Source organism: Rhizomicrobium electricum (genome assembly GCF_011762045.1).
GTDB lineage: Bacteria > Pseudomonadota > Alphaproteobacteria > Micropepsales > Micropepsaceae > Rhizomicrobium > Rhizomicrobium electricum.
In genome coordinates, this window is record NZ_JAASQS010000003.1 from 149,917 (window position 1) to 162,223 (window position 12,307).

General features: G+C 59.5%; 11 protein-coding genes. 7 read left to right on the forward strand and 4 right to left on the reverse strand.

The genetic code is table 11. The features are described 5' to 3' along the window. Positions 1 to 196: 196 nt before the first annotated feature. Positions 197 to 952 carry a metallophosphoesterase family protein gene (locus FHS84_RS06370; RefSeq protein ID WP_166932053.1) on the reverse strand — a complete coding sequence of 252 codons (756 nt, stop codon included), beginning with the start codon at positions 950 to 952 and terminating at the stop codon, positions 197 to 199. A gap of 240 nt (positions 953 to 1,192) precedes the next feature. Between FHS84_RS06370 and FHS84_RS06375 the strand changes: the two genes are divergently transcribed. The 3 genes from FHS84_RS06375 (at position 1,193) to FHS84_RS06385 (ending at position 4,634) form a co-directional block, all read left to right on the forward strand. After that, the gene (locus FHS84_RS06375) at positions 1,193 to 1,885 is read left to right on the forward strand and encodes a transglutaminase-like cysteine peptidase (RefSeq protein ID WP_166932057.1); all 693 of its coding nucleotides are present in this window, start codon (positions 1,193 to 1,195) and stop codon (positions 1,883 to 1,885) included. Positions 1,886 to 2,320: 435 nt separating this feature from the next. Continuing rightward, positions 2,321 to 2,902 carry a transglutaminase-like cysteine peptidase gene (locus FHS84_RS06380; protein WP_166932059.1) on the forward strand — a complete coding sequence of 194 codons (582 nt, stop codon included), beginning with the start codon at positions 2,321 to 2,323 and terminating at the stop codon, positions 2,900 to 2,902. A 118-nt stretch (positions 2,903 to 3,020) separates the two neighbouring features. After that, positions 3,021 to 4,634 carry a family 43 glycosylhydrolase gene (locus FHS84_RS06385; protein WP_166932061.1) on the forward strand — a complete coding sequence of 538 codons (1,614 nt, stop codon included), beginning with the start codon at positions 3,021 to 3,023 and terminating at the stop codon, positions 4,632 to 4,634. 257 nt (positions 4,635 to 4,891) lie between these two features. Here FHS84_RS06385 and FHS84_RS06390 read toward each other — a convergent pair whose 3' ends face one another. Beyond that, complete coding sequence (locus FHS84_RS06390) at positions 4,892 to 5,722, reverse strand: slipin family protein (protein ID WP_166932063.1); 831 nt, start codon at positions 5,720 to 5,722, stop codon at positions 4,892 to 4,894. Positions 5,723 to 5,917: 195 nt separating this feature from the next. Then, positions 5,918 to 7,699, reverse strand: coding sequence for a DUF6600 domain-containing protein (locus tag FHS84_RS06395; protein WP_166932066.1), 1,782 nt, complete (start codon positions 7,697 to 7,699; stop codon positions 5,918 to 5,920). Between the two features lie 730 nt (positions 7,700 to 8,429). On the opposite strand from FHS84_RS06395, the gene FHS84_RS06400 reads away from it, so the two are divergent. Further along, positions 8,430 to 8,630, forward strand: coding sequence for a CsbD family protein (locus FHS84_RS06400; RefSeq protein ID WP_166932068.1), 201 nt, complete (start codon positions 8,430 to 8,432; stop codon positions 8,628 to 8,630). 179 nt (positions 8,631 to 8,809) lie between these two features. Beyond that, complete coding sequence (locus tag FHS84_RS06405) at positions 8,810 to 9,319, forward strand: hypothetical protein (RefSeq protein ID WP_166932070.1); 510 nt, start codon at positions 8,810 to 8,812, stop codon at positions 9,317 to 9,319. A 222-nt stretch (positions 9,320 to 9,541) separates the two neighbouring features. On the opposite strand, the gene FHS84_RS06410 is transcribed toward FHS84_RS06405, so the two are convergent. Continuing rightward, entirely contained in the window at positions 9,542 to 10,165 is a 624-nt protein-coding gene (locus tag FHS84_RS06410) for an RT0821/Lpp0805 family surface protein (protein WP_166932072.1), read from the reverse strand. Positions 10,166 to 10,533: 368 nt separating this feature from the next. Between FHS84_RS06410 and FHS84_RS06415 the strand changes: the two genes are divergently transcribed. Together FHS84_RS06415 and FHS84_RS06420 are read left to right on the forward strand one after the other, a co-directional pair. Next, a complete protein-coding gene (locus FHS84_RS06415; protein ID WP_166932074.1) occupies positions 10,534 to 11,529 on the forward strand; it encodes a lipid A deacylase LpxR family protein in 996 nt (331 codons plus the stop codon). Between the two features lie 248 nt (positions 11,530 to 11,777). Then, positions 11,778 to 12,143, forward strand: coding sequence for a hypothetical protein (locus FHS84_RS06420; protein ID WP_166932076.1), 366 nt, complete (start codon positions 11,778 to 11,780; stop codon positions 12,141 to 12,143). The last annotated feature ends 164 nt before the right edge of the window (positions 12,144 to 12,307 follow it).

Here is a 12,307-nt window from a genome sequence, read left to right on the forward strand (position 1 = left end):
TTGTGGCCGTTGGCTGAGATACCGGCTTACTCGGTCCAGGCAGATCTTGCGCAATAGCGGACTGTGAAACGCCCCACACCAAGGCCAACAAAATCAGTGCCAACCGAACAGCCAAGAACCGGCGCATAGCTCTACCGTACCTGAATTGAACAACCCACTCGCACATCGCAAATACCTTGCCACTTATTGGCGACACCTATTTGTCATCAGTAGACAGGAAGGTGCAACGATCAGAGACAAATTTGACTGCGGTGAGCGTGCCTGTCGCATAGGCCCCCGTATCAATGCCAATGCGATTGGGTCTCAATATTGGCTTTTCGCTGGGCGAATGCCCATGCACGACGACTTTGCCAAACGAGGCATCGCAGCTGAGAAATTCGTCTCGGATCCAGAGAGTGTCTTCCGGCATCTGGCGATCGAGTGCCACGCCCGGCCGCACGCCGGCGTGGACGAAGAAGTAATCGCCAATGCTGTGACTGAACGATAGTCCATTCAGAAGAGCCAGATGCGCGCGTGGCAGGGCCTCCATAAATTCGGCATGGACGCGGCGAAGCTCCTCGGCGTCCGAAAACATCGGTGGCCGAACCCCATAACTCAGCAGCGTTTCGGCACCGCCGAAACTTCGCCAAGCCTGATAAACATCGGGATTTTTGAGGTATTCGAGCAAAATCTCTTCGTGATTTCCCCGCAACCTTACGATGTCCCAGCCCGGCCGCTCGAGCTGAACCAGACATTCCATTACGCTCTTGGCAGACGGGCCGCGATCGACGTAATCGCCCAAGAAAATAAGTGTATTTGCTGACTGAGGCGCATCGCCCCAGATCCGATCGAGAAGCTTTTCGAGTAAATCGCTGCGGCCGTGAATATCGCCAATGGCGTAGACACAACATCCGTCGGGAACGCGCGGCGGATTACGCCGCGTCCCAATCAATCGCCTCAGCAAGCGCGACATTATTTCCACTGCAGCCAATGGTCAAACCCCACCCGAGACATAACGCAACTCCGAAACAGAAACCAAACCTGTCTTCGATATCCGGGGAAATCTGTCCGTTTGCGGCCATCATAGTTGAAACGATCTCTCGCATTTTAAACAAAGAAACCGAGATTTCTCTTAAATCTCAGAGGCATAACCTAACTCGCTCGAAAATGCCTCGGCCGTACGCTCCTCGCAAGGAGTTGCGTGGGTCGGGTCATGAACAGAGTAATTGTGGGCGCCGCTATAATGGCGGCGGGCCTTCTAGGAGGATGCGCCTCCCAAAGACCGGAGCTTATCCCGGTCGCCTGCGATATGCCGGAGAGTACGGCATACGCGCAGACGCCTGCGGGATTTGCTGGCTTCTGCCTTCGCTTTGCCTCGCAGTGCATCTCCACGCCGGGCAACGCCACCGTCGTCCAACTGACGGACCAGAGCTGGCAAAGCCTCTCGCGAATAAATCGCAAAGTGAATTCCGACATCTGGCCGGAAGAAGATGAAAAACATTATGGGCGCAACGAATACTGGACCATCCCGACCGATGGCCTGGGCGATTGCGACGACTACGCCCTCACCAAGCGCAAGGATCTGATCGACGCCGGCTTCCCCATGCCGGCCCTGCGCCTGGCCGTGGTGTATTCTCCCCAATCGGGACGGCACGCGGTTCTGACCGTCAAAACGGACAAGGGCGACCTTGTCCTCGACAACCTGCGGGACGATATCCTGCCCTGGAATGCTACTGGCTTCACTTGGATCGAGCGGCAAGCCGCATCGGATCCAATGCGGTGGACATCGCTTCAGCCGGTCATGACCGCCGATCTCCGAACCGCCGCCAATGCTACCCAAGGAACACCTCAAGCGAGCACCGGACAGCAGATCCCCGCCGTTTCAAGCGCCAAAAACGGCCTCTAAGCGACGAGTCTCTGTATCGTATGCTACTGCAACGCATGTGCTTTTTTGTGTCGCGTGTTTGAGGCATTGAGTTCACAATTCGGCGGAATCCTCGGCTTTCGCCTGAATATTATCATGCACGTCTAAGACGCATTTCTAATTCTAGCCATGACGCCGAGTGCACCACAGAACAAGCTCAGACGGCACCCCGCTCCGCTACAGCGACGCATGTACAACTAGCTCGCCGGTACGGTCTTGTTCGGTATCCGGCGATTGCCTTCTTGACGCAGCGCCGAATTGGCGATTGGCCCGATTTCTGGCTGCTCGCCTTATCTTTATTGCTACTAATTATCATTTTTAGTTTCATTTCCCCGGTGGGCGTGCTTCCAGGGGAAATCCATAACCGCGCCAGATCGGAACCGGCCTTCTCGACGGGCATCAAAATCGGTTTTGCCTTTGCTGCTCACGCTCGTGCTTCTCTGCCCACATCGGGCGGAAGGCAGTTCGGCACCCGATGAGACCCGCTACGTGCCACCGCCCGCGGGATTCGTCAGCTTCTGCGTCCGGTTTCCAGACCAGTGCGCCACGGATGGAGCAACCGAAGTCATCCTGACCGATGAGCGCTGGCAGGTGCTTGACCACATCAATACGGATGTGAACTGGGCGATCCGGCCGGAGGACGATGAAGCGCACTATGGCCGCCCCGAATACTGGACGATTCCGTCCGACGGCTTTGGCGATTGTGAAGATTATGCGCTCACCAAGCGTCGCGCCCTGCTGGAAGCCGGCTTCCCCTTGCGGGCTCTGCGCATTGCCATCGTGATTTCCGCCCAAAGCGGCCGGCACGCGGTGCTCACCCTCGTCAGCGACAGGGGCGAGTTCGTTCTCGACAATCTCACCGATGAAATACGGGAACGACGCCAAACCGCCTATCTTTGGATCGAGCGGCAAGACGGCGCCAATCCGCGCGCGTGGGTTGCGCTTGAAGCAGGCGGCGGCACCTTCTCACCGTCAACCGTCGGAACCACAAATCATTAGGCAAACGCAATTTTGCAGTTCACCCGTGTTGCCGCCACTAAAGCGACAATGCGTATGCTTCCTCCCGTCTGCTCCTACACGTACGGTCTCGCTTCAGATTCTGCGGGGATAAGACGATATGGAACCGACGACACGGCGAAACGCCTTGAAAGCCACATTGGTCGGCGCCGCCGCAACCGTCCTTCCTACCGCAGACGCGGCACCCAAAGGGAAAGCCGCGCCGATAACGAACCCCCAATGGGCGAGCGGAGTGGAAGGCCAGCGCAAGGCCGATCTCGGCAACGGCTCTTATCGCAACCCGATCGTGCCCGGCGATCATCCCGACCCTACTGTCCTGAAAGACGGCGACGATTACTACATGACGTTTTCGTCGTTCCAGGCCTACCCCGGCGTGGTCATCTGGCACTCGAAAGATCTGGTGAATTGGACACCGATCGGGCCGGCCTTGAAGAAGCCGATCGGTGCGGTGTGGGCTACCGACATCGCCAAGCACAACGGCCGTTATTATATCTACATTCCAGCCGTCACCGATGCGGGTAATGCCATCTACGTGATCCACGCGGACAACATCCGCGGTCCCTGGAGCGATCCTATCGACCTCAAGATTTCGGACTGCATCGATCCCGGACACGCGGTGGGTGAGGACGGGAAGCGCTACCTGTTTCTCAACGGCGTGCGCCGCATCCGTCTCACCGACGACGGCCTCACCACCGACGGACCACTCGAACAGGTCTATAAGCCGTGGGAATATCCTAAGGACTGGGTGGTGGAGATGTTCGCCCCCGAGGGACCGAAAATTCTCCGCCGCGGCGAATGGTTCTACATGATCGCCGCAGTGGGCGGCACCAGCGGCCCGCCGACCAGCCATATGGTCACTGTCGCGCGGTCGAAATCTATCCATGGTCCTTGGGAGAACTGCCCGCACAACCCCATCGTACACACCCAATCGACCGACGAGCCGTGGTGGTCCCGCGGCCACGCCACGATCGTCGAAGGCCCCGGCGGCGACTGGTGGATGATCTATCACGGATACGAGAACGGCTATCGCACGCTGGGACGGCAGCCTTTGCTCGAGCCCATCGAGTGGACCAAAGACGGCTGGCCGCGCGCCAAAGGAGGTATTCTGGCGACACCCCTCGCCAAGCCGAAGGGCGGCCGCACCAGCACCGCCGGATTTGCACTGTCGGACGACTTTTCGACCAACAAACTCGGCATGCAGTGGGGATTCTATGCGCCGGCGGCGGATGAAACGGAGCGAGCCCGCTATGAGAACGGCAGCTTGATTGTCCGGGCGAAAGGATCATCTCCGGCCGATTGCTCGCCGCTCACATGCGTTGTCGGCGATCACAGCTACGAAGCCACCGTTACGCTCGAAATGACCGAGGGAGCGCAAGGCGGGCTGGCATTGTTCTACGACCATCGCGGCTTTGTCGGCATCGGGTTCGGTGACGGCAAGATGTTCACGTACAACAATGGGCAAGAGCAAGCCTGGATGCGGCAGCCGCTCGCGGCCAATCCGGTCCGCATCAAGGTGACCAACCGGGAAAACATCGTCACCTTCCACTACTCCATTGACGGAAAGACCTGGATCCAGCATCCGTGGCAGATGGAAGTCTCTGGCTATCACCACAACGTCTTCAACGGCTTCATGAGCTTGCGCATAGCACTGTTCAGTGCCGGAAAAGGCGAGGTGCGCACGCGCGACTTCACCTATCGCGGCCTGGGTGGGTGAGGTCCCGGGTGCAAACCTGAAAGCCCTCCTTGCGATAGAGCGGAGGCGTTCTTCGGGATTTCCTTTTTAATGCGATAAGGAGCCCGGCTCTTGCTGTGCTCGCATCGGCGACAAAGGCGCGGAACCTGCCTCCGCGTTTAAGAACATCACTGCAACTATCTCGCGACAGGTACCAATAGCATTCCAACGCTAAATGGCAGAAGTGTGAGATGCGCTCGGCCCATCGGGAGCGCGCGATGATTGGCGACTGGACGTATTTATGCGAGATGTGAGACGTTCCCGGCGACTGGCAAGCGCGTGTCTCCATTGACGCCGGTGCCCTTGCCCGCGGTGTCGAGAAGATCGAGGAACGGCTTGACGAGGTCGATCGGCATCGGAAAAATCACCGTCGAATTCTGTTCGGCACCGATCTCCGCCAGGGTCTGAAGGTAGCGCAGCTGCATCGCGGCCGGAATGCTTCCAAGAATCTTGGCGGCGTTGACAAGAGTCTGCGATGCCTGGAACTCAGCTTCGGCGTGAATGACCTTGGCGCGCCGGTCACGTTCGGCCTCGGCCTGTTTGGCGATGGCGCGCACCATGTTCTCGGTGAGTTCGACGGTCCGGATCTCGACATTGCTCACCTTGATGCCCCAGGTTTCGGTCTGCGCATCCAGGATGCCTTGGACATCGACGCTGAGCTTCTTGCGCTCCGAAAGCATTTCATCGAGCTCGTGCTGCCCGAGCACGGCGCGCAGCGTGGTTTGCGCGAGCATATCCGTCGCGGGAAGAAAGTGTTGGACTTGGATGATCGCTCGTTCCGGATCGACGACGCGGAAGTAGAGCACTGCGTCGACCTTCATCGACACGTTATCGCGCGAGATCACATCCTGGCTCGGTATCTCGATCACCTGCACCCGCAGGTCCACGCGTACCATTTCCTGGATGAAAGGAATGAGGATTACCAGACCGGGGCCCTTGACCTTTTCAAAACGCCCAAGCGTGAAGACCACCGCGCGCTCATATTCACGCAGGATCTTTATGCTCGTCGTGGCCAATATGATCACGATGACCACGACTGCCGGGATCAAGAACGCACTTGATAAAAGCATGGTGTTGCTCCCTTCAGAGCGCGAAATTGTAGAAGGCCTCTTCGGCCGCTAGCTGTCGCACACTGAGACAAGAAAATACTCGGCGCGGGCGCCGTCATTTACCTCAACGGGTCCGCGCCGATCGGTGGCGAATTCCGATCGGCGGAGGACCTGGACGCTAAGCCACATTTTCCGCTTAGCGCCACCCAGCCGAGGCTAGTTCGGCGGGTTCTGCTCGCCCTTGGTCTCGTGCTTGGTCTTTTTGGCCTCGTCAGTGCCTGCTGGCGGGGAACCGCTTTCGGTCGCCGCAGGCCGTGTGTGGGTGACCGGCACCGGGCGTTCCATTTTGTGTTCCGTTGGATGTACCACCGGCGCTGCTGCCGGCGCGCTAACCGGCGCGGTAACCGGCGGAGGTGCCTTATGCTCCAGCAGCGGCTTCTGCACTGGTTCGACTGCCGGCCTTACCACGGGCTGGGTTACCGGATGCGCCGGCGGTGCAATACCGTCACCAACCGCATGAGCGCGTGCCTTTCCCGTGATGTCAGTGGGCGCGCCGGTCGCGCCCGTCATATGGTCCGGCATACGTCTGTCATGCATGTTGCCGGTCTCGGATGCCCTGCCTCCGTCCATGGTCGATGGCGTGGGACCCTTGCCTGGTCCCGTCGTTTTGACCGGGCTCGGCATTGTGGCCGGACTCGCGGTGGCGGCCGGACCCGTGACAGGTTGAGTCTTGCCGGCGTGCCCACCAATCTGGCTACCGGCCTCGGGTGCGTGACCGCCAACTACCGGGTGACCAGCATTCGGCCCCATCATTGTACCGGACCCCGTTGGGGTTGTGACGGGAGCAGCGCTTGCCGGCTTTGGCGGCAATCCTTTTGGTCCGCTCGTTGGTGTAACGGCCGTTCCGCCCGGTGTTGCACCGGCTGGACCCGCACGCAATTGCCCGTGAAATTGCGTGGTTGCCGCGGGAGTCGCGATCGTTGCCTTTGTGAAGACATGCGGCGTAAGCCTGCCGGCACCTGCACCCGGCTTGTCGGCCAAACCGGGCGTGCCGCCCGCATGGCGTGCGGGCGCATGATCGGAAAGCTTGTCGATCACGGCCGGCGGAGGTGGCGGTGCCGAGTTCGCTACGCCGGTTCCGTGCGGTGCGCGGTTGAATTCCCGCACGCGGTATTTCTGTCCGTCATCGACCGTCGCCACCGAATTGGAACGCTTGAATACCGCCGCAGCCGCAACCGGAACGATGGCTTGCCCCCTCGCCCGTTCGACCGCGTGAACATCGACGCTGCGGTTCACCATGTAGTTGTTGACCACGGTATAGTTCGTGATGTTCGTGGTCTGCCGAATGCTGGTGACGGCGCGGTCCCGAGTATAGGCGACATGCCGATAGTCGCGATCGGCCATATGACCGGTATCGACAAAGGTCCAGTTCGCTGCAAAACGCCGCTGATCATAATCCCGACCATACCAGCGCGAATAACCGTAGTAGTCCGACGTGTTGTTCCAACTGGCGGATATTCCACCAAACGAAATGCCGACGAAGGCTTCGCCTCGTCCACCAAGGAATCCATCGTCAGGAGGCATCGGCATCCAGCCCACCGACTGCCGGTTCGAACGCCACACCACCCAACCGGGGCTCCAGGAATAGCCGGGGATCCACATCCAGCCGTCGTAGGGATCGTCGACCCAGCGACCATAGTGGAACGCTATGTCACCCCAATCGTAGTCCGAAGCCCATGTCCAGCCATAAGCGCCGGTATAGACCCAACGGCCGCCGCTATAGTAGGGGCGAAAATCGTCGCTCACATCTGCAGGCTGCCAAACCAGCCCCCAGCGGTCGCTATAAACCCAGTCGCCATATCGCGCCAACTGATGGTGAAAGCTGTCGAAGCTGACATCCCAGCGCTCCTGCGCTTGGGCAGGAACAGCGGCAGCAAATGGAAAAACGCCAACCGTGAGAACGCTTGCCAGTAGCCTGGCCCGCAGGATTCGGCGCATATCTTTGTCTCCCAAAAGCTCGCGTGTTCAATGCGAGCGGATGCAACATATCTCCAGCGATATCGGAACCGTGACTGCATGGACGCAAACGCCGCTGCGCATCGCAAAGTCTTGATGAATGTATCGCCATGAAGCCGCCACGACGTGGACTGCTCATCGCCGATACCGTCAATCCAGACAGCAAAATCGGTTCGGACTCCGTGTTGCGGCAACATCGTAGCAAGCCGCGAAACAGCTAAGGTAGGGTCGGAATCTACTCAGCATTCGCACGCCAGCGGCGTCCACACCCGGTGCTGCGCCGTTGCGGAAAAAGGCCGCCGACCGGGGGGTATGAAGGCCGGCGGCCTACGTGGCCCGATCAACGAGCGCATTGAGGGAGTTCCGCGCAGGGATCACCAGATAATTGGCTGATGGCCAGTATTGCACTCTAGCCCAACGGCCACTTCACCGGGCAGGCTCGGAATATACTCAAGTGAACGTGCCCGGCAGTCAGCGGCGTTACCGCCAAGCCCCAGCCCGATCGACAGCGTGGCCGTGTCGAGCGTCTCTCCCAGTCGTGCGCTGCCCCAATTCGCGATTGGCGCAAAGCCGCCGCCGGCATGAGTACATTCCGGTCCTGCCGTGCTGCAAACAGCGAGGCTATAGATATCGTTCAGTGCCTCATGTTTACGCGGCGGCGCCAGAACCGACGCCCGCTTCGGCGAGCACCGCAACCACAAAGGAACATACGATGAATTGGGATCAAGTCGAAGGCAGCTGGAAAATGCAAAAGGGCAAGATCATGTCGAAGTGGGGCAAGCTGACCGACGACGACATCGAATCCATCAAAGGCAAGCGAACCGAACTGCTCGGTCTCATTCAGTCTCGATACGGCCGCGCCAAGAATGAGGCCGAACTCGAAATCGACAAGTGGGTCGAGCTGCTCAGCTAACAACTTGCCCGGAGCCACTATTTCCGATCAAGAGAACGAACGCATGGTCATCGAGGCGCGGCCCGAACGGCTGAGTAGATTCCGGTCCTTTCCGACTGAATCCAGCGATGGCAGTGTCTTCAAACCGCTGTCGTATCGCGCTTGCTTGGCGCAGGTGGCAGCTAGCTGAGGATTCCAACATGCGTAGACTCTTGAAAGGCGCGGCAATTGCGCTCGTTCTGGCCGGCGCGACGTTTGCAACCACCGGCACATCAAATGCCGAGGGCTTTGCTATCACCACATCCGACCACGGCCGCGATCATCGCAATACCAGCGTTTCGGTCGATTTTGGTAATGTCGCTTACGGGTATCGGGACGGGTATTGGGACAATAGCCATCGCTGGCACAACTGGCGCAACAGCCGCGAGCACCGTGACTATCGCGATCACCATCGTGACAGCTATCGAAGCGGGTATCACGATCGCTACAGCGGTCAAGGCTGGATGGGCGACGATCGTTCCGTCACGAGCGTTTCCTTCGATTTTGGTGACGTCGCTTACGGGTATCGGGATGGATATTGGGACAATAGCCATCGCTGGCACAACTGGCGCAACCGTAACGACCACGACAATTATCGCAACCATCAGGGCAACCATTACCGCAACGGGAACCACGATCGCTACCGCGGCCACGGTTGGCAGAGAAACTAGGCCCGTCACATGGTGTCCAACGTCATGGCGATGTTTCCCTTGATGGGCCGCAGCACCATCGACCGGCACGCACCGAGATCAGAGGCAGGACGTCCCCTGCCCCTGTCCCGGTCGGATTACTTCGCGGGCGGCGCAACAACAACGATTGCGCCCGGTAGGCCGGACCCAGCAGGCAGCGAGCCCACGCGTGGCCATCAGCCATCGCCCTGTCGTCCGAACAGCCTAATCGGTGTACCAGTTGCCATCGTTGTGGCGGCAGGCCGTGCCGGTGCGATTATAGGATTGTCCGTTGCTATATCCCGCTTCCCTGAAATCACGACAGACATTGCCGTTGCGCGAATACTCACGGGTCGGCGTGAAGCTGCCGTAGCTCTGTCCATCGGGGGCGCGCCAGCGATGACGCTGACCGACTCGACCGTTGAAGCCCTGACCGTAGGAGGCCATGGCGACGCGCCGATCGTCGCAATTCATATTGCTCGCAATCGTGTTGCCAACAAGACCGCCGAGAATAACGCCTCCGACAACGGCACCGCCGTTGCCGCGCCCGGCAGAATTGCCGATCAAACCACCGACAACGGCGCCTAATAAGGCACCCGCGGCGGCATTGTTGCTGCAATCCCGACCGTAATAGTATGCCCCTTGCTTATAGCCGACGTCGCGACGATAGGGATCGGGCCGATAACGATCATTGCGGTCGCGGCGGGCATAACCGTCGTCGTAACCGTAGTTGTAGCCGTTACCATAACTGGGTTGATTTCGATCCCCGCGACCATCTTGCGCCGTTGCCGTGCCGGCGCACACTACGATTGCCACCGTGGCGAGCAGCAAGCCCATCCTTTTCGACATCGTTTTGTCCTCAACAGATGCCCGCGTGAGGTTCCAACGGGGAATGGCGCGGGATAGGGGGAGCGCCCAACGTGCTCACTCCCCGCGATAGTATTCGATCGCGCAAACTCCGGTAGCATCGGAAACTACGCAAAGGCGCGCGCAACGCACCTCACGATGACCGATTTCCGAGGCCGTCTGAGTAGATTCCGAATCTCCCATTCCGGCCGTACTCCTCTAGGCTGACTGAAAATTCGGCTGACGGAACGCACGGGTTCAACCTCGCTGCGGTGCATTGATTTTGCCGCAGAGAACAGCGTGGCAAATCGGGATCGAGCAGCCTCGCCCGGCCTGGCCACGATCGATACTTCCGAAGAGGGGGAGAAATCATGAAAACGACCACGTTCGCCTATCTTGCACTGCTCGCTGCGCTCGGTACCTCCGGCGCACAGGCGGCGGACGAACCCAGGCCCGAAAAAGGCACTCTGGGCATCCTTTTCGAGAACGACTGGTTCAACAATGCCGACCACAACTATACCAACGGCATCGAGATCACCTACACAACGGCGCCACAAGACACGCCTGAGTGGCTCGTCGACACGGCACACTGGCTGCCATTCTTCACCGCGACAAGCGACGTACGCACGCGTTATGCGCTGGGCCAGACGATGTTCACGCCGCTCGACACAACCCTGGCCAACCCGTCCCTGACGGATCGCCCTTATGCCGGTTTCCTGTTCGGCACCTTCGGCCTTGCCGGCGACAGCGGCACCCATCTGGACCAATTTCAGATCACGATCGGCGTGGTCGGACCGATGTCGATCGCCGGCGATACGCAAAGTTGGCTGCACGGCGCCATCGGCGATGCGAAATCGAAGGGCTGGCACTATCAACTGCGCAACGAACCCGGCCTCATCCTTCAGTATGAGCGCTCCATCAAGCTCATCCCGCCAAAATCGATTCTGGGTCTGATCTTCGATTTTGAACCGCACTACGGCGCAGCGGTCGGCAACGTCTACGACTTCGCTAATATCGGCGCGATGGCGCGTCTGGGCTTCAACCTGCCGGGCGACTACGGCCCAATGCGGATCGATCCGAGCCTGCCGGGGTCGAACTTCTTCGAACCCACGGGAGGAATCAGCGCCTACATCTTTGCCGGCGTCGACGGCCGCGCGATCGGGCGCAACATTTTCCTCGACGGCAACACGTTTGAACACAGCCGCAGCGTGAGCAAGATGAATCTCGTTTACGACTACGATCTCGGCGCTGCGGTCACCTTCCATGCCGTCCGGCTTTCCTATACCTACGTCATCCGCAGCCGCGAGTTCAAAACGCAGCCCGCCATGAGTAAATTCGGCGCGATGGCGCTTTCATTCCGGTTCTAGTGTTTCCGTCGCGTCGATCCCCCTACTGCATTCGGCTCTGCCGAATGAGATTCCGTGGCTCGGCCTCGATCAGGCGCGCCCAACGCCAAGCATCAACCTCACGGCGCACTTCGCGGCCGAGCAACGTCGAAGGCATCAGGGCGGTCTCACATACTTTCTGAGTAGATTCCGTCACTCGCTGTTGCGACTGACATGGCGCATAAATCTATGCCTCAGGCGGACAGCTATTGTCCGCCGTGGGGATCTAGATGAAACAATCGTCGCCACAGAGAACGATCAAACGGCGGACTATCGCGCTCTACGACGTGAGCTATCGCGTCAAATCCTGGGGCCGCCGCGGAATGCTTGTGGGCTGTATCCTCGGCTTTGCCGCCGGGTTGATTTTTCTGGCCACGTCTTTCGCGCCCGGCATTCTCGCATCCCGTATCATCGGCACATTGATCATCACCACGATAGAGGGCGCCGTCATCGCCGGGGCGCTGAGCGCCTGTGCCGCCGCACTTTATGGCAAGGGCGTTCTTCGCGGCAGAGCCGCGCGAATCGATTGCACGCATTCGACCGCCTACAGGACACCGCAGGCCGACTGGCAGAAACGAGATATCCCCCGCATCTGAGTTGCCGGCCAAATAGGTATGTCCCATTGCGCTTTCCGTGTGCGCTCCGCCTGAGATCGCCAACCCAACGATCACTGCGGAGCTGGCTCCCCTCGCCTTCCGTCAGAAATTGGCCACCGTGCGATGGGGCGGTCGGTCAGCGTTGGTTACGAGCGCGCCAGTGG

Excerpts from the sequence above, each read along its gene's own strand:
- FHS84_RS06370 (WP_166932053.1), bottom strand. The coding sequence starts at position 952 with ATGTCGCGCTTGCTGAGGCGATTGATTGGGACGCGGCGTAATCCGCCG.
- FHS84_RS06375 (WP_166932057.1), top strand. The coding sequence starts at position 1,193 with ATGAACAGAGTAATTGTGGGCGCCGCTATAATGGCGGCGGGCCTTCTA.
- FHS84_RS06385 (WP_166932061.1), top strand. The coding sequence starts at position 3,021 with ATGGAACCGACGACACGGCGAAACGCCTTGAAAGCCACATTGGTCGGC.
- FHS84_RS06390 (WP_166932063.1), bottom strand. The coding sequence starts at position 5,722 with ATGCTTTTATCAAGTGCGTTCTTGATCCCGGCAGTCGTGGTCATCGTG.
- FHS84_RS06395 (WP_166932066.1), bottom strand. The coding sequence starts at position 7,699 with ATGCGCCGAATCCTGCGGGCCAGGCTACTGGCAAGCGTTCTCACGGTT.
- FHS84_RS06400 (WP_166932068.1), top strand. The coding sequence starts at position 8,430 with ATGAATTGGGATCAAGTCGAAGGCAGCTGGAAAATGCAAAAGGGCAAG.
- FHS84_RS06405 (WP_166932070.1), top strand. The coding sequence starts at position 8,810 with ATGCGTAGACTCTTGAAAGGCGCGGCAATTGCGCTCGTTCTGGCCGGC.
- FHS84_RS06410 (WP_166932072.1), bottom strand. The coding sequence starts at position 10,165 with ATGTCGAAAAGGATGGGCTTGCTGCTCGCCACGGTGGCAATCGTAGTG.
- FHS84_RS06415 (WP_166932074.1), top strand. The coding sequence starts at position 10,534 with ATGAAAACGACCACGTTCGCCTATCTTGCACTGCTCGCTGCGCTCGGT.
- FHS84_RS06420 (WP_166932076.1), top strand. The coding sequence starts at position 11,778 with ATGAAACAATCGTCGCCACAGAGAACGATCAAACGGCGGACTATCGCG.